We start from the raw sequence: 19,212 nt of genomic DNA on the forward strand, positions 1-19,212 counted from the left end.
GTTTTCGCAGGTCACGGGCCGGGTAGCTGCTCTGCCCTCTCAGAATCGACAAATCTCGGAGAGTGTGTTGTGCCACGAGTGTCCCGCGGAGGGGCGCCTGCTCTGCGTGCGCAAGCTGCCACGGAGTGCGCGTTGCCTACTCCGTCGCGATGGCGTCGTCCGTCGCTGCGAGATTCTTACGCACGAGTTCGATTCGCTCTTGACGAAGCGAGACCTCGTCGAGTCCTGTCGGGTTGAATATCATCTGGACGAACCGCTCGACGATTGCCCGCGAGTCTGGATCGGTACGGGTCGGCAAGGAATCATCAATCGCGATGATCGCGTCGCGGACTGCCTTGCCCTTCGGGGTAAGCGGTGCGAAGAGCTTGCCGACCAGCTCCCGTTCGCGCGCCTGACGCCACGCCGAGTAGTCGATCCGTGCTAGGTCGTGCTGGACCAGGAAGTCCAGATATCGGTCCAGAAAGCCGAACTCATCCTCGCCGAGGCTCCATCTCGGCGGATCCCACTCTGCGGAGACGACATCGAGGATCTCGGTGACAACTTCTACCGACACATAGAGTGACGTCGCGATGTCAGTCATCCCCTGAGCGAACAGGTAGAGATAGCAGAGGTTTTGAGCTCGTGGTTCCGGCTGAGCCATCTCAGCCAGGACAGCCTGAACGTCGAACTGTCCGGTGGGCAACGGGCCGCTCATCGCCAACGCATCAAGGACGCCCTCGCCGTCGAAGACTTGGTTGCGGGGCACCTTGATAGCCGCAATGTCTGGACTAGCACGAAGTGATTCGCGAGCGTCTACCCAGATCGTCTCGCCGGTCACAGGGTGGTGCAGCACCAAGATGACTGGTAACGGGTACTCCATCCAGTACGTGCGGTGCTTCTTCTCGGGGTAGAAAGGCACCCACTCAACTTTGGCATCCTTGAAGCGTGACTCGCCGGCCTTGACCTGCACCGCGATCAGTCGGCCAGGCGTGAGCCCCTCGGGGGTGACGTATTCGATCGTTCCGTCGATTCCGACGTCGCGCAGCGGGGTGGGGCGCCAGATACACCTCGCCCGCGTTGCCGTCATCGCGACGTGATCGACGCCCTTCATCTCGGTGAAGTCGGTCTCCGTCACCCGCGGCAAGTCGCTCATAGGCCAAGTCTGTCCGAGTGGTCCCGCGCCAACTCATATGACACGGGCGGTCAAACCCTATTGCGGCGCTGTCCCCAACCCTCCTTGCCAACGACGTCTCCGGTCCGCTTGGGAACACCGATGGGTGGCAGGTGGTCGTCGGTGCGGTTGAAGACGTCGTCGGCGAGCATCCTCTCGACTGCTTGGCCGTGTCCCTCGGCGGCGGCGACTTTGATCAAGTCGAGTCGGCAGATGTCGTCGTATGGTGCGGCTTCGCAGGCGGTCTCGGCGACTTCGCGGGCGAGGTCGAGATCTCCCTTGGCGAGAGCGTCGAGGACGAGGATGTGGGCGGTATCGACGATCGCGCACCCGATGGTCTCGTGGACCCGCTCGGTGTCGAGCAGCCAGCTCCAACCTTTCTCGCGCAGCAGGCTGAACGGCAGGCCATGGACTAAAGAGATCGCGGTCTTCAAGGCGTCGATGCCCGCGGCGCCGCGAGCCTGGCCACGGGCTCGGAGGCGTCTGAACAAGTCGAGATCGACCAGCACGTCCTGGACTTGGTACGTCTTCACGCCCGACTCCAGGTAGGTCGGCGATTCGTTCGCGGCGGGGAGGTGCGGACGGTTGGTGCGTGGATTCGTCCCGAGCCAGTCCCGCAGCGAGCTGACATCCGTCCTTGCTCTCGACGCGGCGATGCCGAAGACGTCCGCAACGTCGCTGGCGGTCGCGCCTTTGGGGTGCAAGGCGAGGTACGCCAGGATCTCGACGAAATACGGACGGCGCTTGAGAATCACGGGTTTGACCTCGCCGAACGCCTCCGCGTTGACCTCGCCGAGCAGGATGAGCCGGGGCCGCTCGACCTCGGCGTTGAACCAGTCGGCGACGTCATCGTCAAGCGTGGGGTCGGCTTCCTCAACGGCTTGGCGAACCTGCTCTGGGACGACCGGGGCGAGACGCTCGACGTCCTCGACGGTGGTCGCTCCCGCCTCGACGTACTGCTCGGCCGGCTCGGGTAGGAGTGAGTCTTCGCCGGCCGGGCCTTCGTCGCGTACGTCGGTCAGCTCTTCGCGCAGTGCCCCGCTTGGTCGGCGAAGGCTCGCCAGCCGTCGGCGGCCTGCTCGAAGGGCGGGACCTCCACGGGCTCGCTCTCGCGGGTGAGGTCGACGATGGCGGCGCACGCCTTCGCCTCCTCGCTGGTGAGCCCGGCGCACTCGACCTTGAGGGCGAGGACAGGAGCGCACAGGAGGCCGGTGTGGTCGATGTCGAAGATCGTGGATCCAGGGAGGGGTGCAGCCAGTGACACCAACGCTGTCCCGATTCGGGACGAGGGTGAGACGAGGAGCGGTGCGAGTTCGGACGACCCGTCGCCGGTCGTGATGACTACGCGGTAGGGGTCTGGGTCGCCCCATCCGTTCTCCAACGATGCGGCGAGGTCATGGACGATAGCTGGCAGCACCTGCTCCCCGTCTGACTGGTGGCGCATCCGGAGGGTCTCGAGCTCGGCGAGTTCTTCCCCGAGGCCGATGACGTCGACTTCGACGATGGTCGACCATGGGTTGAGTGCCAGTTCGGCGGCGAGGTGGCGGGCGAGTGCCCTTGTGCGCTCCGGGTCGCCGGCGAGCGTCACGACGCCGAGGTGTTCCAGGTTCACCAGCTGGAGGCCGTCGTCGTTCTGGCCGACGGTGACGAGCAGCGGATAGGGCGGCAGGACGTCACCTCGATCCGGCAGCGCTTCGCAGAGGTCGAGAGACCACTCGGTGTCTGTGCCCGTCCACGGTTCGGGGAGGTCGGCATCTGCGCCCAGATGGAGGGTCACGGTGCCTTTGGTGAGCGTCGCGGTGACGACTTGGGGCAACGCGGTGCCGGAGTCGGCGCATTCGCCGGCGAGGTGCCGCAGTGCCCGGTCGAGATCTCCGATGGTGGTGGTCAGCGGAGCGCCGGAGACGAAGGCTGTCTTCTCGACCGCTCGGAGCTCGGGTGGAGGAGGGGCGATGGTCTGTCCGGGTCGGCGGTAGCGGAGTTGGGTGTTGCGGTGGGCGCGGACGGTGAGCAGGACAAGCGCGGCCAGCGCTGCGCCACCGCCGGTCAGCCCAGGTAGCAGCCATCCGGGGGAGGACGACTCGACTTCGTCTTCTGCGCTGTGAGAGGCGGCGGTCTGTTCGGGCTGTGGATCTGCGGTGGCGGTCGGCTCTGATGTCGGCTCCTCGGACGGCGTGTCGCCGGGCGGTTCGTGCGCTGGCGGATCGACGACGACCGGAGGCTTCGTGGGGACCTCGGCCTTGTGCTTGGCCTGCCCTGGGATGGTGATCTGCCAGCCCGGCCGGATCAGGTCGGGATCGGTCAGTCGCGCGCCGTCGGGCTGCACGGTGGCCCGCGAGGCTTCGAAGAGCTCGGGGTAGCGCAGCGGGTTGCCGAGCTCGGCCTCGGCGATCTCGGACAGGGTGTCTCCTGGCTGGACGACGTACATGTCCGCCAGACGAACCGGCACGGGCTCGGCGACGTCGTGGGGCACCTTCAGCACGGTGCCGGCGAGGATGAAGTCGGGTCGCCCGTTGAGCACGGACTGGTTTAGCTCGACGATCTCCGGGAACCGGGTGCCGTCGCCGAGCAGCCGTTCGGCGATCTTCCACAGGCTGTCGCCGCGCTTGACCGTGTACTCGGTGGTCGAGGTGTGCTTGGTCGGTGTCTGAGTCAGGACGGGCGCAGCCCGGGGGAGGACGGGCGCAGCCGAAACCACCGCGGGAGCAGGCTTGTCGTCCAAGACCGGCGCAGCCGCCGCGGCGGGGGCGGGCGCGGTTGGGAAGGCCGCAACGATGGTCGGTGCGGCGACGAAGAGCAGAGCAGCGACGGCGACGAGCTGACCGGCCGCCCGTTGCGGCCCACCGAGACCGGGAAGTGACGGAGCCGGTAGTCCGCGGACCCGGGAGATGACTTCGAGCACCACTGCGGCGGCGACCACGATCCATGCGATCCAGGCCACCGCGGCGATGACCGTCATGGCGAGGGTGCCGTCGTCGGGGCTGGAGAGCAGGGTGCCGAGTTCACCGGGGTCGGCGTTCCACGGTGCGGCGCCGATGGCGACGAGCAGGAAGGGCACGCCGGCGACGAGAAGCAGGATGACGAGCGTGGCGGCGAGACCTCGCAGCCGCTGGCCAAGGGTGGGTTGAGTCATCGTTCGTTGCCTCCGAGGCTTCGGATCAATCGTGCCGAGGCTTGGCTACTGACGCTCAGGTCGCCGATGCCGATGAAGCTGAGGAACTTCGGCCGGTAGGTGTCGGTCACGTGGACCGTGATCGTGTCGCCGCCGCTGATGGTCACGGTCCCGGAGACACCAGTTGCCGCGAGGTAGTCCTCGGCTGCATGTCGTGCGGCGATCGGGTTCACCGCGACGTAGTCGCCTTGGATGGCGGGTGCGGCCTGAACCTGTTCGCCGCCGGTCCGGGCTGCCTCGGCCGCGATGTCGTGTGCTCGTTGTTTGGCGTGGACCTGGCCGCCCAGGTCGACCGCGAGCCCGACCAGCATCATCATCACCAACGCGGACACCGCCAGCCAGATGCTGATGGAGCCGCGCTCATCGCGAGGACGGCGCCTCATCCGCGTTCCCTCCATGTGTCCAGCGGGGAGGTGCTCGCGGCCTTCACCATGCGACTTCCCGGCACCCCCGGCACCGACAGGTCAGCCAGGTCGAGGAGGCATTCGACGGTTGCCGTGACCGAGCCGGCCGTTCCGACGGGCTTGCTGAAGTCCCGACGTCCACGACCACCTGCACGTTCAGGCAGTGGATGTCTTGGTTGGCCAGGCTCGCCTCTGCGGCAGCGACCGCTTCCTGTTTCGCCTCGGAGCTGGAGCGGGCGATTGAGGCAGTGCGGGCAGCGTCGGCGGCAGCGGCCTCGACTGCCGCGTGAGTGGTAGCGGTGCGCCCGCCGAAGATGATCAACCCGACGAACAACACGAACGCGGGTACGCCGACGACGGCCTCGATCGCCGCCGATCCCCGCTCGTCCTGCTTCCTCGACCATGTCGTCACGGCGCGGTCAGCCTCTCGACCGGTAACGACGCGGACTGGACGATGACCGGATTCCAGCCCGGGATCACGCTGAGGCTGTGTCCGGTGACGGTCACGGTGACCGTGGTGGCGCTCCGGTTGGCGGTCGAGCTCGCGCCTTTCAGCACGTCGTCACCGCCGGCCTCGTCGATGAAGGCGTTGGCAGCCGAAACGCCGTCCGTCTCCTTACCGGCCTCGCCGCCCGCAGCCTTGGCGCCCTCGGTCGCGGCAGCGATGGCCACCGTCCGGGCGTGGTAGAACAACGCGGCCTGCATCCCCAGGAACATCACCGCGAACAGGGCGGGCAGCAGGATGACCAGCTCGATCGTGGCCGAGCCGCGTTCGTCCCTCGTGCGCATGGGCCGGCTACTTGATGTTGCCGGCCTGGCTGGACACGTACGCCTTCAGAGCGGCGACCACGATGCCGACGATGGCGATGACCGCCACCGCCCAGAGCACATGCTCGGTCGTGACCGAGCCACGCTCGTCGCGGGGACGCAGGCGCGCGTCGGCCCAGTCGTCGGCACTGAGATGCAGCCTCAGCAGAAGTGCGAGCAGTCGGTTCATAGGTGTTTCCCTTTCCTCGATGGGTTCCCTTTCGTAGGGGTGGTGGTTGTTAGGTGTTGCTGAACATCCGCAGCACGGACGGGGCGACCAGGAGCGCCATGAAGATGACCCCGAGCAGCGAGCCGGGGATGGTCATGCGCTCACCGACCGCGTTGGCTTCGGCGATCTCGTCGTTGAGCATCGCGGTGCGCATCGCGGCCGAGCGGGCACGCAGGTTGGTGTAGACCGAGGCGCCCTCTTCTCCCGAGAGCCGCATGATGTCGGCGAAGTCGTCGAGCTCCGGTAGCCCCAGTTCGTCGGCCAGCGCGTGCAGGGCGTCCCAGGGTGGTTGGCCGGACCAGCGGGAGCGCGTGAGCTCCTCGGAGAGTCGGGTGAAGACCCACGAGTCACCGACCTCGGCGGCCGACTCCATGGCTTGGCGTACACCCGAGCCGTTGTTGCGCTCCAGGGCAACCAGGTCGATGTAGGCCCCAGCGCTCGGGCGAACTCGAGCCGTGCCTTCCGGGCGTCGTCGACGGCGTTGTAGTTGGGTAGGAAGAACATCACCACCGCGAGTCCGAGCGAGGCGATGGCCGGGACCGCCACAGGGAAGCCGAGACCGATGGTCGCGAAGAAGAACGCGAGCAGCGGCGGGATGACCAGGCCCATGAGCGCCATCACGATCTTGTCGCCGTAATACCGCGCGAGCGGGATCCGCAACAGCGCCAGCTCCCGGGTGGGGGTCCTGACCCACATTGCCGGCGGCAGCACCCGGATCGCCCAGACCCCAATCCGTTCCTTGCCCGTGGCGGTCGTAACGGGCCCGATGCTGCTGGACCGCGCTCGGGTGGGCGTGAGGCGGCTCAGCGCTTCGGCGAGGTCCGGCTCGGCCGGCAGGAGCCGAGCCACCAGCAGAACGAGGCCGAGACCAAGGAGTGCGCCGGCGAGCAGGGCGAGCTGGAGTCCGGTGGTCATGCTGCGTCCTCCCTGGGCGTGGCTGGGACGGGCGATAGGAACCTGGGCATCGCCCGTCCTATCGCCATTCGCTTCATCCAGACGAGCGTCGCGACGTACATCGCCAACAGTGCGATGAGGATGACCTGGCCCAGTGGGCTCTGGTACGGCTCGACGTAGGTTCCCGACACCGCGAGGACCACCAGCACTCCGACGCTGATTATGGTCACCCACCGGGCGGTGGCCCGTGGCTTGGCGCGGTCGGCCGCGACATGACGCCGGGCGCGCACGTCGGCGGCGACCGATTCCGCCAGTCCTTCGAGCACGCTGGCCAGCCCTGCGCCCCTCCTGCGAGCACCCAGGATCAGGTTCGCGGCGACCAGGTCACCCGTGGAGTCGTCGAGCTCGTCGGCGAACGCGCGCAGCGCATCCTCGGTGTTCCAGCGGGCACGCAGACGTGCCACCAGGCGGGTGACCTCGGGGGAGATCGCGGCCGGGGTCGAGCGGAGCGTGGCGACCAAGGCTTGCTCCAGGCCAACCCCGACGGTGAGGACCCCGGACAACGATCGGGTCCATTCCTCCATCGCCTCCAACCGTTCGATCCGCTGCGCGGCCGAGGACGAGGACAGCAGGACCGGGAGTCCCGCGAAAGCCACCGGCACGACGGCCATGGCGAGCACCCACCCGGTGACCAGGAACGCCACGACACCTGCGGCGACCCCGGCGAGGAGCAGCATGCGGGCCTGCTTGGAGAGTTTCCGGACTCGGTGTGGGCGGGTGGGGCGCTCGACGACGGGGGAGGGGCGCAGCCCGACCACGAGCGCGATTAGGCCGCCCACGACCAGGGCGCCGGACAGAGCTGGGACGAGAACGATCACGGACGCACCTCCTGCTGGGCCAGGTAGGTGTTGAGGTCGAATCCGTACCCAGTGAGTGCGCGGTAGGCGTCGGGGAGCACCGACGGTACGGCGGTGCCGTCGGGGCCGGGGGAGAACACGTGCGTGGTGGCGTACCCGGTCTCGCGTTCGCCCGGGTCCAGGGCGATGATCTCGGCGACCCTGCGTCGTCGGGTCGGGCGTCCGCCCTCGGTGAGCGTACGCATGTCGAGATGGACGATCACGTCGACGGTTGACGCGAGCTTGCTGGTGGCCAACCCGTGGGTGACGTGCGGCCCGGCCTCCATCGCGCAGGTCACCAGCTTGCGGATCGCCGCGACCGCGTCGGAGGCGTGGGTCGTGGAGATCGAGCCGGTGCCGGACTCCATCGCCTTGATCATCGCCCAGACCTCCTTGCCCCGGACCTCCCCGACGATCTGGCGCGCGAGGTTGAAGCGGAAGGAATCGACCAAGGCGTCATCGAGCGTGAACTCACCTGCCATCCGGCCGTCGACCCCGCGCTCGCCCGAGCCGGGACGGGCTTCCCACGGGTGCACAATCCGGTGCCGACCAAGCTCGTGCAGGTGCAGCTCGTACTCGGTCTCGAAGGTGCCGATGGCCTCCAACGGGTCGATCTCGGCGCACAACGCCCGGACCAAAGTCGTCTTCCCGGCACCCTGAGAGCCGGAGACCACGATCGACTTACGCGCCCGCACCGCCGCCCGGAGGAACGACGCAGCGACAGGGGTGAGCATCTGCCGGGTGACAAGATCATCGAGAGTGATCTCCATGAGCCGGTGCCGCCTGATGACCACAGACGGACGAGGGGTCACCCACGCTGCCGCCGCCAGACGCGAGCCACCGTCGAGCCGCAGGTGAAGGCGCGGTTGCGCTTCGGAGAACCCGCGGGCATTGACCTCAGAGCGTGAGGCAATGAAGACCAGGAAGTCGATCAGCTCCTCATCGGAGTCAGCCACCGGCGGCCCGTCGACCAGGCTGCCGTCAACGAGTTCGAGCAGGACGTTGTCGTGGCCGGTGATGATGATGTTCTCGACCCGGTCGTCGTCGACCAACGGCTGGAGCCGGCCGAGCCGGAACAACGAATCGAACACGGCTCGGGCCAACGCGTCCTGCTCGGACCCGGGCAGAGTCGTCATTCCGGCGTTCACCCGGTCGGAGACGGTGCCCTCGATCAGGTCGAGCACGATCGTGCGTCCCAGCTCCTCCTGGGCGATCTTGTTCAGGCGACCACGGTCGGCCGCGACCGCCTGACTCAGCTGCTCGGATGCCTGCGCCCGCAACGCCGAGACCAGCGACCAGTCGACGGTGCTGCCGAGAGATGTGGTGCCCACGGCCGTCAGGTGTGCCACGGTCCCCACCGGTCGGCTGACACCGTTCAGTTCGCCCACGGGCGGAACTGTCTGGACGAAGAGCGGCAGTCTCGCGAGCGGAGTCTTGAGATCCTCAGAGCGTTCCGTGGTCATGATCGGGCCCCTTCGAGGAGCTCGGTACGACGGCGGGCGATCGTCGAGTGGATCGAGGCGATAGCTGAGTTGAGGCCGCGGATGAGGGGACTGGTCTCGTGACGCTTGGACGGCTGCGCCCCTCGAGAGAACACCGCGGCCGTCTCGGGATCCTCGGGAAGCGACGCGACGACGGACAGGCTGACGGCTGCGGCGACGTCGCGCGCGTTGTAGGGCTGTCCCTCGCCGACCAGCACGATGCCCGACTGGTGCCAGTCCAGTGCCGGGCGCTGGAATGCCTCGGCCCAGGACCGCAGGGCCGACAGGTTGGGCAGCGTTGTGCCGCTGACGAGTAAGGCAAGGTCGGCGGCGTCGAGCAGCGGTTGCGGGGAGCCGTGGAGGCCGAGGCGGCCGGCGTCCACGATGACGTCCTGCCCCGTGGACTCAAGGTCGCCGAGCGCGTTGGCGAGCGGCTCCCACAGATCCCTCAGTGCACCGGCCTGGGTGTGCGATCGGGTCCCGGCGACGAAAGAGACGGTCGTGTCGTCGAGGGATTGGGCGACGTCCGCAAGGGCCTCGCCGAGGTCGCTGGCGGTGAGCGCCAGCTCGATCAGTCCCGCGTCGTACTCGCGCGTGCCGCGGAAGTAGCCCGCAAGCAGGTTCGAGCCGCCGGTCGGATCGGCCTCGATCAGCAGCACGGGGCGTGGCCACAACAATGCGAGGCCCAGTGCCGTGGTGGTCACGCCGGGGGACCCGGAAGCAGAAGAGAGGGTGACGACGGCCATCAGCGCTCCCGGGAGTCCAAGATAAGGGCGATGTTGCCTGTTGCAATGCGGGTGGCGAGCACGGCGGCGTCGGTCTTCGCGACGAGGAGGTCGACCACGGTCTGGCCGGTCTCGTCGGAGATGTGTGCGCCGACGACCGTCGCGTCGCTGGTGAGCGGTGCGCCGGCGGGAAGCTCGTCGCCCTGTGCCGGGGTTGCCACGACGCGGACCTTGTCGCCGTACTGAAGGTCGAGGCCGGGCGCCTGCGCCGGCGTCAGTGCCACGCCCACCACAGATTCTCCCTCGCCTGGGACGACCGTGTCGGTGAACGATCCGGGGGTCAGCATCCCGCCCTCGGCGATGTCCACGGCAGCGCGTTGGCCGACGACCTGGTCGAGCTCCGAGCCGGTGACCGGCTTGAGAGCCGGGTCGGCGCTGAGCCGCACGCGGGCGAGGTCGTCTGCCTCGATCACTGATCCGCGCTCGATGCTGTGCCGCGCGACGAGGACCTCTTGGGTGTTCGTGGTCGCTGTCCAGGCCCAGCCAGCGAGCAGGGCGCCGATACAGACGGCGCCGATCGCGGCCGCCACGAGGGCAGGACGGCGGCGCAGCTTCGGCGGCGGGGCGAGCGGTGTCGCGGCCGGACCCTGCGTGTTGAGAGTCCCGTCGACTCCGGTGGCTGTACTCATACTCACTGCCTCTCCGCGCCCGCTACTGCACGAGCACCTGCGCTTCCCCGACCGAGATCGCGGTCGTCCGTGTGAGGCCGTTCAGCAGGATGGTTCCTGTCTGTCCGGCGCCTTCCCAGGTGATGACCCAGTCCGACGTGGCGGTCACGGTGTACTTCCCGTCCGACTGCGACGAGCTGGACTTCTCATAGGTGTGACCGCAGTCCGGGGACGACTTGTCGCCGTACGCCGCCTTGTACGGCGTGCCGGCGGTCGTGCACACGACGTCGGTGCCGTCGCCCATGCCCCAGGTGACCTGGCGGACCATTGCCGTCGCCGTGACGGTGATGCCTCCGGCCGTCGCGGACTCGGTGATCGGTCCCCAGGTGTGCTCGTTCGGCGTCGCGACCCAGAGCCAGACCGGCATGCCGACGATCCCGATGCTGTCCTTACCTGGCTCAGGTGTGATGCCGATGTCGATGGCCCGCAACGCCATCTGCTCGATCGCCAGCTGAGCGACCTCGCGCGGCGTTGGGCCAGTGCCGGAGTTCGGCGGTGGATCGGCTGCCCACACCAGAATCAGTAGGTCGGTCTGAGGTTGGTAGCAGTTGTAGACCGCGCCATCCCCGGGCTCGTGGCCCTGCCAACTCGTGTCGCCTGCCGGCGGTTGGGGATCGACCGCCGCGATGTAGCAGTTGTAGGCGTTCGACCAGTAGCCCGCCTCGTTTGAGCAGGGGACCGGACCGGGCGGTGGCTTCGAGATCCCTTGGTCTGTGCCGTCCCAGTAGCAGGCAGAGCCCGTGCCGGTGTCCGTCGGGCCGTCACCGCCGTCGTTGCCCGGGTCCGACGGATTTCCGGGTACCTCGACCCAGATCAGACACTCGCCAGTAGTCGGGTTGGTCTGCTGGCAAACCGTGTCCGCCTGCGCGGGGATCGGGCCCCGGCGACGATTCCGCCGGCGGTGATCAGGATCGCGACGATCCGGATCACGAGGCGTCGCATGGGTCCTTCTTGAGGTCTTGACCGGTGGCCACCCGCCAGCCCCGGTCGGGTTGGCGGCGTAGTGGTAGTTGGCGACGGTAAGACGGGTCCAGCCGGTGTCGGGGCGGCTGCTGCTGACGATGGACTTGCCGGTCGCATCGACCACGTCAACCCGGCTGACGTCCCAGCAAACATCGATCTGGACCGTGGGAACCTTGCCCGCCTTCGGATCGGAGTTGTCGAGGTTGACCGACTGGACGTCGAGCTTCGCGATCTTGGTGTCGCCGACCTGCTTCTGGTTGGCCTCGCGCTGACTCTTCAAGGCGGTCTGCTGGGCAGACAGCTGCACTCCGGTCGCGACCGTAGAGAGCGCGCCGAGTGATTCGCTCGGCTGCTGTCCAAGCCGGTCCACGGTGTCGTAGTACTTCGTGACAAGCGCCGACGCCGCCTCTGATGCGATATCGCTGTCGGACTGCGGCGTCGGGGAAGTGGTGGTCGGGGCGGGCGAGCTCGAACTCGAGGTGGGGGTCGGGGTCGCCTCCGGATCATTGCCGTCGGAGGCACAACCTCCCACTGCGATCGCCACCGCAGCAGCGGTCGCCAGGAGCGAGAAGCGTCGTGCGTTCGTCATGGCCGAGTCCTGGTCGCCTTCGCGAGAACACCCCGAGAAGGACGCGTACGGCGCCCGGACGGCGGGCCGACTAGGTCGTCGCATTCGCATCGTACGACAGATCCTTGATCCTGAACCGATCTGGTTTTCACGTTGCGTCCTCACTCCCTGCGGCCGAGAGCCGCTCTGCTGACGCAGGTGTGCCGCCCCGGCGGTCGTCGCGCTTCCTCGACCCTCCGCCCGTCCTCGCGGTCCGCTGCGCTCTTCTCGACATACACGTCATGCAGAGCGAGGCGGGCTCCGTGGCCCGGGGCCTGTGGACAACCCGGGTCGAATCGCGGGCTGTGAATCCTTCCGCACACCTTCACGACGAGGAGGTTCGCGGCCATGACCGTCTCGATGAGAAAGATCTACGCCGGCCGGGGCTACGACTACCTGCTCAAGAGCGTCGTGCGCGGCGATGCCAACGTGGGCGACCCGAATCCGGTCACCAGGTATTACACCGACGAGGGCACTCCGCCCGGGCGGTGGATGGGCTCCGCCCTTCACGCCTTCGGGAGTGGCGAGATCAAGCGCGACGACGTCGTAACCTCGCAGCAGCTCCAGCTTCTGATCGGCGCAGGCCTCGACCCCGTCACCGGCGAGAAGCTCGGCAGGGCCTTCCCGACGTTCCCTCCGGTTGATGAGCGCGTCGCCGCCCGAGTGGCCGTCCTGAGTCCCCGTTTGACTGAGGAGCAACGCGACGCTGCGGTCAGGCAGATCAGGGGCGAGGAGGCGAGGAAGCCCTCCGCCGGGGTTGCTGGGTACGACTTCACGTTCAGTGTCCCGAAATCCGTCTCTGCGCTCTGGGGCGTTGCCGACGCCGGCACCCAGGCCCTCATTGTCCAAGCCCACCACGACGCCGTTGCCGAGGTCCTTGACTTCATGGAGCGCGAAATCGTCGCGACCAGGAGAGGCGTTGCAGCCGGTGACGGTGCGGTGATGCAAGCCGACGTCATCGGCGTCGCTGCCACGGCCTACGAGCACTGGGACTCCCGGCTGGGCGACCCCCAACTCCACACGCACGTCGTCATCTCCAGCAAGGTCAAGACGACCGAGGACGGCCGTTGGCGAAGCCTGGACGGGACTCCGATGTACGAGGCAAACGTACCGATCTCCGAGCACTACAACGCCGTGCTCGCCGACCGTATGACCCGCTTGTTCGGGATCGAGTGGGAACAACGTGACCGGGGAAGCGAGCGCAACCCGGCCTGGGAACTCGAGCCGGTCCCGGAGGCCCTCATCCGTGAGTTCTCGAGCAGGTCAAGCCACATCGACAAGGAGAAGGACCGGCTCATCGCCGAGCACATTGAGCGCACCGGGCGCCGCCCATCCCCAGCCCGGATCATCCAACTGCGCGCGAAAGCCACGCTCGCCACACGCCCTGAGAAGGAGATCCACTCCTTGTTCGACCTGACCACCGAATGGCGAGGGCGGGCGGAGAAGACACTGGGGGCGGGCGCAGTCGAGTGGGCGAAGCAGGTCACCGCCCGTCCCATCGCCCGTCCACCCTCCGGGCCGACGACGTACCGCTCGATGTGATCGGCGAGGTCGCCGTCTCCGTGGTCGGGGCAGTCGAGGAGAAGCGGTCGACCTGGCGGCACTGGAACCTCTGGGCCGAGGCCTCCCGGCAGACGATGGGCTGGCGCTTCGCCAGCGCCGAGGACCGCGAGGCCGTCGTCGGGATGATCGTCGAGGCCGCCAAGCGGGAGTCGCTCACCATCACCCCACCGGAACTGGTCGCAGTCCCGGAGACCTTCCGGCGGGCCGACGGCACTAGCCGCTTCCGGCCGCGGCACTCGGTCGTGTTTACTTCCGAGACGCTGCTGGCCGCCGAGGACCGACTCCTCAAGAGATCGGAGGACATGACGGCCCCGGAGGTCGGCCTCGACGTGATCGAGCGGGTGACGCGCAAAGAACACCTGCTGTCTGTCGAGCAGTCCGAGGCGCTGGCGGGCATCGCCGTGTCCGGGCGTCAGGTCGACGTCCTGGTCGGCCCGGCCGGTGCAGGCAAGACCACCGCGATGCACGCACTCAAGACCGCCTGGACCAAGGCCCACGGCAAGGGCAGCGTCGTCGGCCTCGCCCCGAGCGCCGTCGCCGCCCAGGTGCTCGCCGAGGACTTGGGCATCGCCTGCGAGAACACCGCCAAGTGGCTCGACGAGCACGACCGCGGCCGGGCGCAGTTCCGCGAGGGCCAACTCGTCATCCTCGACGAAGCCACCCTCGCCGGCACGCTCACCCTCGACCGGCTCACCGCCCTCGCGGTCGACGCGGGCGCGAAGGTCCTGCTTGTCGGCGACTGGGCGCAACTCCAGTCGGTCGACGCAGGAGGGGCTTTCAGCCTGCTGGTCTCCGCCCGTCCTGACACTCCCGAGCTGACCGAGGTCCACCGGTTCACCTACGACTGGGAGAAGACCGCTTCGCTCGACCTGCGGCATGGACGGGCGGAGGTGATCGGCACCTACCTCGCGCGCGACCGGGTCCACCAGGGCACGACCGACGAGATGGTGGACGCCGCCTACCTCGCGTGGGCCTCCGACGTGGGGGAGGGGCGCACCTCGCTCCTGGTAGCGGAGGCGAGCGAGACGGTGAAGTACCTGAACAGACGGGCTCGTGCCGATCGCATCGTCGGCAACCCGGTGGGAGACGTCGAGGTCAACCTCGCCGACGGCACCCAGGCGTCCGAGGGTGACCTGATCATCACCAGGAAGAACGACCGCCACCTCCACACGCTGCGCGGCGGGTGGGTCCGCAACGGCGACCGCTGGACCGTCACCCGAGTCCACAAGGATGGCTCGACGCAGGTCCAGCGCCTCGGCGTCGACTTCGGTGGCACCGTCACGCTTCCCGCGGCGTACGTCGCCGAGCACGTCGACCTCGGCTATGCCGTCACCGCCCACCGAGCCCAGGGATTGACAGTCGACACCTCACACGTCGTGGTCACCGGCTCGACGACCCGCGAGAACTTCTACGTCTCCATGACCCGCGGCCGCGACTCCAACATCGCCTACGTCGCCCTCGACAAGCCCGACGAGGGCCACGCCCCACCCGAGGGCGACGAGGTCAACGCCCACACCGTGCTGTACGGCGTCCTCCAGCACATTGGCGGCGAACTGTCCGCGCACCAGATGATCGCCGCCGAGCAGGAGCGCTGGACATCCATCGCTCAGCTCGCGGCGGAGTACGAAACGATCGGCGCGGTTGCCCAGCGCGATCGGTGGGTGCGGACGATCAGGAACAGCGGCTTGAGCGATGCCCAGGTCGAGCAGGTGTTGGCGTCGGAGTCGTTCGGCCCGCTCACCGCTGCGCTTCGCAGGGCCGAGTCCGACCACCACGACGTCGACAGGCTCCTGCCGAAGCTGGTCAGGCGCCGGTCGCTCGATGACGCCGAGGACGAAGGCGCTGTAATCATCAGCCGACTCCAGAAGGCGGCCCAACCGAAGCACGGCAAGCATCGCCCGTCCCCGAAACTGGTCGTCGGCCTGATCCCGGTCGCCGGCGGCCCGATGAGCGAACCGATGGCCAAGGTGCTCGGTCAACTCACGGATCTCATGGAAGGACGGGCGATGACGCTCGCCGAGGAGGCCGTCGAATGCAAGGAGCCGTGGCTGAAGCGGCTCGGCGCCGTGCCTATGACCGAGTTCGCCCGACGTCGTTGGCTCTACGAAGTCAGGACGGTCGCCGCGTACCGCCACCGGTACGACGTGGACGGGCGGAGGGTGCTCGGGGAGCCGAAGAACGTCGCGCAGAAGCTCGATGCCGCCCGTGCTGAGCAGGCGATCCGCCGTGCCCGGAGGATCTCCGAGGAAGCCGCCAACGCCCAGGACGGGCGCAGGGCTGTCGAACGGCAGGGACGGGCGCTGGCGTAGCGCTACACAGCGGCAGTTCCGGCCGGGTTATCCCCAGGGTGGGCGATGGTGCGCCCGTCCTGTCGGATGTCAGGCATAGGGAGGAGGTGATCCCGACCGAAAGAGACCGTCATGCTCACCGCACTCTGGCACCTCAGCGCCGCGATCCGCGGCTACCTCCGCTTCTACATGCCCACCAACCGCGCAGTCGACTGGTTGCGGGGCCCGCGCGGCCTGAAGTGGGCGCTCCCCGTCGCCCTCGTCGCCACGCCCGCCTACCTCGGCCTGACGGCGCTCACGATCCAAGGAGCCGCTCGCCCCGGCCTTGGCTGGCTCAACGTGCTGGTGCTTCTCTTCTTCTGGAACGCGATGAAGTTCGCCTGGATGGCCGTGCTCAGCCTTCCGCTGATGCTGCGGAACGCCCTCGGCGACCGTGCGCCTTCCTCAACGCGGACAGCCGCACTCGCAGCGGAGTCCGCTTAACCTTGTCGAGGTTCAACGGGGGATCCAACTCGGTGAGGACGGCCGTCTCCACGTCACCGAGCGTGTCCGCGTCCACGACAGGGACAGCCACGAGGCGCAGATGCTCGTGCATCCACTCAGTCAGGGCGCCCTCGTCGATGTCGACCTCACCTCGTGCCTCCGCGAGGATCGACCCAAGACTGAGCCTGAAGGTCGAGAACTCGTGACGTCCGCCGAGGTGCATGGATTTGATTCGGCCCCAGAGCGTGTTCTTGGACCTCCGGCCGCTGCGCGATCGGGTGGCGCCAGCGAGCCCGGCGTAGATCAGTCCGGGTGTGACGGGTTGGTCGAGTCCGCGACTCAGGTCAGCGGCGCCCTCGTCGTCGACCCACCAGCTGTAGAGCCCGGGGGAGCGCAGCCCGTTCCCCGCCCCTGCCAGGAACGTGGCAGGGGTGATCGCGTCGTCTGTGCGTGTCAGCCGATCGAGCAGGTCGGCAACATTTGCCTCGGGAACCGGCCGGGGAGATCCGAACGACTCTGGCGTGCCGCTCGCTCCGTACCAAGCGAGCCGAGCCCCCATCGTTAGTCCGGCCAGCGGCTCGATGACAGTGGCACCTTCCGCCGACAGCAAGCCACGGATTGCCTCTGCGTACGCCGAGCCCGCATGGAGCTCGATCGTCTTGCCACCGAAAGGTCCGGCGACCCCCCGGAGTTGGTCGACCACGGTCCTGCCCCAGGACCGACGGTAGTCACGGGATGTCTTCGACAGGTTCAGGTCATACGGCTCCAGGACTGCTTCAGGATCAACCAACCCGTGTTCTGCTGATAGGACGAACCACGGCGCGCCGGATTCCTCTGCATAGGCGCGTTCCTTCCGGAAGAGCGCCGACACGTAGAGGTCCTTGGCGGGCGCCGGGACTTCCCGCTTCTTCTTGACGCACCCCACGAGAATCACGTCCGCCTCTGAGTCCGAGGCTGCGGTCACAGGCACGGGGTCGCGCGGTGAGATGGCCGTCGCCGTCGTTGTACGGCGAACGAAGGTCACGGACTCGCCGACCTTGACCGATGCGGTGGTGAAGCCGGGCCAACCGGAACGGGTGCCCTTCCAGAACGCGTTGTGCTCATACGCGGATCGGGGCAGGCCGCCGACCAATGCGTCCAGCTTGTCCCAGGCGAGGGTCACCGACTCGTCGACGTCGGCGAGCAGCGCGCGCAGTGGACCCCATGTGGCCATGGCCCAAGTCTGTCGGACTTGCGCGACAGAACCCCAGCAAACCGGTAACAACCTGGATTAGGATCGGTCATACCCTGCTAAAACCGGTCTCGCTGAACTGGGAAGGCCACGTCGCATGTCCGAACCCTGGCTGTCCGCAGACGACATCGCCGCCCACCTGGGCGTCACGAAGGACACCGTCTATGCCTGGATCTCTGACAAGGCCATGCCGGCCCACAAGGTCGGCCGCCTCTGGAAGTTCCAAGCGAGCGAAGTCGACGCGTGGGTCCGGAGCGGGGGCGCCGCAGTTACCGAGGAGGCGGGTCCGCCTGCATGACCGACCGGGGCTGTCTTGTCGGACGGCTCAGATATATCCTGATCGACTTTGTTCCAGCTAAGGGGAGGTGCACACGATGACGGGTACTCCGCGAACCGACCGCTACGCCCTGTCGTTCACGAGCGGCACCTTGCTCACCAACGAGGCGGCAGTGGTCGCCCCGATCTACCTGCGCGAGCGCGACTGGAAGGCCACACGTGCACTCGCCCAGACGGAGAACCTCCTTGGCACCCGGGTTGCCAGGTCCAACACACGCACGCTCGGCGCGCTCGTGCCCCGCCTACAACTCCTGTCGGACGAGGAGCTTGAGATCGTCGCTGAAGGGACGTCGACCGAGCGGGGTCACTTGATGTGGACGGCCGCCTGTCGGAAGTACGCCTTGATCGGCGAGTTCGCCGACGAGGTGCTCCGCGAGCGGTTTCTCACGCTTGCGGGCACGGTCTCGTACGAGGACTACGACTCGTTCTACCGCGCCAAGGCCATGTGGCACGACGAACTGGACGACGTCACCGGCTCGTCGTACCAGAAGCTCCGGCAGGTCTTGTTCAAGATGATGGTCGAGGCAGGTCTGCTGACCAAGCAGGGCCACATCGAGCCTGCCCTCCTGTCTTCCCGCGTCGCAGAGTGCCTGGACCAGCGCACGCCGAGCGACATCCGATTCTTCCCAACGAGAGTGGCGTGAGAGCCGTGCAGCCAAGGACGACGCTGACTCAGCAGGAGGACCACCTGTTCAAGGTGCTCAGCAGCGAGCGCTTTCTGAAGATGGAGGGCTTGGGCAACGAGGTCGCCCACTTCATCTACGACTACGACCCGGCTTGGGCGCTCGACGTCGCCCAAGCAAAGAAGCGCATCAAGACCAAGCTCGACACCGACCTGGGCATCAAGGTCTTCGAGATCAACCTGTACGACCTGTGCGTCGATCTCCTCAAGGAACGCAACGTCTGGGATCGCGTGTTGGCGGCCGAGCCGACGATGGACAAGACCGACTTCCTCAAGATGCTCCAGAACATGCTGGACCCTCAGATTCATCTGGCGCCGGCCATCAAGGCACGCATCGAAGCGGAGTCGTTCCAGATCCTCTTCCTCACCGGCATCGGCGAGGTGTTCCCGTTCGTGCGCTCCCACACCGTTCTCAACAACCTGCAAACCGTCGTCTCTGACAAGCCGATGCTGATGTTCTTCCCAGGACGCTACGAAGTGTCGGCGACGCAGGGATCATCACTTGTTCTGTTTGGGCAGCTCAAGGACGACTCCTTCTACCGCGCGAAGCGCATCCTCGACCAGGAAGCATGA

The 19,212-nt window shown here is 67.4% G+C and carries 19 protein-coding genes; 6 read left to right on the forward strand and 13 right to left on the reverse strand.

What is annotated here, in order from left to right:
• Nucleotides 1-136: 136 nt before the first annotated feature.
• From FIV43_RS03925 to FIV43_RS21945, 12 genes are all read right to left on the reverse strand, one after another.
• Nucleotides 137-1,132, reverse strand: a complete 996-nt coding sequence (locus FIV43_RS03925) for a DUF4365 domain-containing protein (protein WP_141013079.1) — start codon at nt 1,130-1,132, stop codon at nt 137-139.
• A 1,036-nt stretch (nt 1,133-2,168) separates the two neighbouring features.
• Entirely contained in the window at nt 2,169-4,283 is a 2,115-nt protein-coding gene (locus FIV43_RS03930; protein WP_141013080.1) for a LysM peptidoglycan-binding domain-containing protein, read from the reverse strand.
• The gene (locus FIV43_RS03935; protein WP_231123675.1) at nt 4,280-4,720 is read right to left on the reverse strand and encodes a pilus assembly protein TadG-related protein; all 441 of its coding nucleotides are present in this window, start codon (nt 4,718-4,720) and stop codon (nt 4,280-4,282) included. Before FIV43_RS03935 ends, FIV43_RS03930 begins: the two co-directional genes overlap by 4 nt.
• 28 nt (nt 4,721-4,748) lie before the next feature.
• Nucleotides 4,749-5,138, reverse strand: coding sequence for a TadE/TadG family type IV pilus assembly protein (locus FIV43_RS03940; protein ID WP_231123676.1), 390 nt, complete (start codon nt 5,136-5,138; stop codon nt 4,749-4,751).
• Complete coding sequence (locus tag FIV43_RS03945; protein ID WP_141013081.1) at nt 5,135-5,515, reverse strand: TadE family protein; 381 nt, start codon at nt 5,513-5,515, stop codon at nt 5,135-5,137. Before FIV43_RS03945 ends, FIV43_RS03940 begins: the two co-directional genes overlap by 4 nt.
• 7 nt (nt 5,516-5,522) lie before the next feature.
• Nucleotides 5,523-5,723, reverse strand: a complete 201-nt coding sequence (locus FIV43_RS03950; RefSeq protein ID WP_141013082.1) for a hypothetical protein — start codon at nt 5,721-5,723, stop codon at nt 5,523-5,525.
• A gap of 49 nt (nt 5,724-5,772) precedes the next feature.
• The gene (locus FIV43_RS21940; protein ID WP_231123677.1) at nt 5,773-6,135 is read right to left on the reverse strand and encodes a type II secretion system F family protein; all 363 of its coding nucleotides are present in this window, start codon (nt 6,133-6,135) and stop codon (nt 5,773-5,775) included.
• A 538-nt stretch (nt 6,136-6,673) separates the two neighbouring features.
• Entirely contained in the window at nt 6,674-7,534 is an 861-nt protein-coding gene (locus FIV43_RS03960; RefSeq protein WP_141013083.1) for a type II secretion system F family protein, read from the reverse strand.
• Entirely contained in the window at nt 7,531-8,940 is a 1,410-nt protein-coding gene (locus FIV43_RS03965) for a CpaF family protein (protein WP_231123678.1), read from the reverse strand. The genes FIV43_RS03960 and FIV43_RS03965 overlap by 4 nt, the downstream gene beginning before the upstream one ends.
• Before the next feature lie 71 nt (nt 8,941-9,011).
• On the reverse strand, nt 9,012-9,779 hold the full coding sequence (locus tag FIV43_RS03970; RefSeq protein WP_141013085.1) for a hypothetical protein: 768 nt from the start codon (nt 9,777-9,779) through the stop codon (nt 9,012-9,014).
• Nucleotides 9,779-10,348 (reverse strand): SAF domain-containing protein, encoded by a 570-nt coding sequence (locus FIV43_RS03975; RefSeq protein ID WP_141013086.1) that lies wholly within the window; start codon nt 10,346-10,348, stop codon nt 9,779-9,781. Before FIV43_RS03975 ends, FIV43_RS03970 begins: the two co-directional genes overlap by 1 nt.
• A 121-nt stretch (nt 10,349-10,469) precedes the next feature.
• The gene (locus FIV43_RS21945) at nt 10,470-12,038 is read right to left on the reverse strand and encodes a hypothetical protein (RefSeq protein WP_231123679.1); all 1,569 of its coding nucleotides are present in this window, start codon (nt 12,036-12,038) and stop codon (nt 10,470-10,472) included.
• Between the two features lie 366 nt (nt 12,039-12,404).
• Here FIV43_RS21945 and mobF point away from each other — a divergent pair, with 366 nt between their 5' ends.
• The 3 genes from mobF (at nt 12,405) to FIV43_RS03995 (ending at nt 16,390) form a co-directional block, all read left to right on the forward strand.
• Nucleotides 12,405-13,598, forward strand: a complete 1,194-nt coding sequence (mobF, locus tag FIV43_RS21360) for a MobF family relaxase (protein WP_196780970.1) — start codon at nt 12,405-12,407, stop codon at nt 13,596-13,598.
• Nucleotides 13,526-15,928 carry an ATP-dependent DNA helicase gene (locus tag FIV43_RS03990; protein ID WP_196780971.1) on the forward strand — a complete coding sequence of 801 codons (2,403 nt, stop codon included), beginning with the start codon at nt 13,526-13,528 and terminating at the stop codon, nt 15,926-15,928. The genes mobF and FIV43_RS03990 overlap by 73 nt, the downstream gene beginning before the upstream one ends.
• Before the next feature lie 111 nt (nt 15,929-16,039).
• Nucleotides 16,040-16,390, forward strand: a complete 351-nt coding sequence (locus FIV43_RS03995; protein ID WP_181407677.1) for a sulfate permease — start codon at nt 16,040-16,042, stop codon at nt 16,388-16,390.
• On the opposite strand, the gene FIV43_RS04000 is transcribed toward FIV43_RS03995, so the two are convergent.
• The gene (locus FIV43_RS04000) at nt 16,302-17,603 is read right to left on the reverse strand and encodes a DUF6884 domain-containing protein (protein WP_196780972.1); all 1,302 of its coding nucleotides are present in this window, start codon (nt 17,601-17,603) and stop codon (nt 16,302-16,304) included. The two genes, FIV43_RS03995 and FIV43_RS04000, sit on opposite strands and share 89 nt — an antisense overlap.
• Before the next feature lie 115 nt (nt 17,604-17,718).
• Here FIV43_RS04000 and FIV43_RS04005 point away from each other — a divergent pair, with 115 nt between their 5' ends.
• The 3 genes from FIV43_RS04005 (at nt 17,719) to FIV43_RS04015 (ending at nt 19,212) form a co-directional block, all read left to right on the forward strand.
• On the forward strand, nt 17,719-17,919 hold the full coding sequence (locus FIV43_RS04005) for a helix-turn-helix domain-containing protein (RefSeq protein WP_141013087.1): 201 nt from the start codon (nt 17,719-17,721) through the stop codon (nt 17,917-17,919).
• A gap of 76 nt (nt 17,920-17,995) precedes the next feature.
• Nucleotides 17,996-18,601, forward strand: a complete 606-nt coding sequence (locus FIV43_RS04010) for a DUF1819 family protein (RefSeq protein WP_141013088.1) — start codon at nt 17,996-17,998, stop codon at nt 18,599-18,601.
• A complete protein-coding gene (locus tag FIV43_RS04015) occupies nt 18,598-19,212 on the forward strand; it encodes a DUF1788 domain-containing protein (protein WP_231123680.1) in 615 nt (204 codons plus the stop codon). Before FIV43_RS04010 ends, FIV43_RS04015 begins: the two co-directional genes overlap by 4 nt.

Origin of the sequence: Nocardioides sambongensis (assembly GCF_006494815.1) — a bacterium.
In the GTDB taxonomy this organism is placed as follows: Bacteria; Actinomycetota; Actinomycetes; order Propionibacteriales; family Nocardioidaceae; genus Nocardioides; species Nocardioides sambongensis.

What these genes read in the sequence shown, in the direction of transcription:
- FIV43_RS21945 (WP_231123679.1), bottom strand. Translation starts at nt 12,038, where the DNA reads ATGACGAACGCACGACGCTTCTCGCTCCTGGCGACCGCTGCTGCGGTG.
- mobF (WP_196780970.1), top strand. Translation starts at nt 12,405, where the DNA reads ATGACCGTCTCGATGAGAAAGATCTACGCCGGCCGGGGCTACGACTAC.
- FIV43_RS21940 (WP_231123677.1), bottom strand. Translation starts at nt 6,135, where the DNA reads ATGGAGTCGGCCGCCGAGGTCGGTGACTCGTGGGTCTTCACCCGACTC.
- FIV43_RS04010 (WP_141013088.1), top strand. Translation starts at nt 17,996, where the DNA reads ATGACGGGTACTCCGCGAACCGACCGCTACGCCCTGTCGTTCACGAGC.
- FIV43_RS03925 (WP_141013079.1), bottom strand. Translation starts at nt 1,132, where the DNA reads ATGAGCGACTTGCCGCGGGTGACGGAGACCGACTTCACCGAGATGAAG.
- FIV43_RS04000 (WP_196780972.1), bottom strand. Translation starts at nt 17,603, where the DNA reads ATGGCCACATGGGGTCCACTGCGCGCGCTGCTCGCCGACGTCGACGAG.
- FIV43_RS04005 (WP_141013087.1), top strand. Translation starts at nt 17,719, where the DNA reads ATGTCCGAACCCTGGCTGTCCGCAGACGACATCGCCGCCCACCTGGGC.
- FIV43_RS03995 (WP_181407677.1), top strand. Translation starts at nt 16,040, where the DNA reads ATGCTCACCGCACTCTGGCACCTCAGCGCCGCGATCCGCGGCTACCTC.
- FIV43_RS03970 (WP_141013085.1), bottom strand. Translation starts at nt 9,779, where the DNA reads ATGGCCGTCGTCACCCTCTCTTCTGCTTCCGGGTCCCCCGGCGTGACC.
- FIV43_RS03930 (WP_141013080.1), bottom strand. Translation starts at nt 4,283, where the DNA reads ATGACTCAACCCACCCTTGGCCAGCGGCTGCGAGGTCTCGCCGCCACG.
- FIV43_RS03945 (WP_141013081.1), bottom strand. Translation starts at nt 5,515, where the DNA reads ATGCGCACGAGGGACGAACGCGGCTCGGCCACGATCGAGCTGGTCATC.
- FIV43_RS03950 (WP_141013082.1), bottom strand. Translation starts at nt 5,723, where the DNA reads ATGAACCGACTGCTCGCACTTCTGCTGAGGCTGCATCTCAGTGCCGAC.
- FIV43_RS03935 (WP_231123675.1), bottom strand. Translation starts at nt 4,720, where the DNA reads ATGGAGGGAACGCGGATGAGGCGCCGTCCTCGCGATGAGCGCGGCTCC.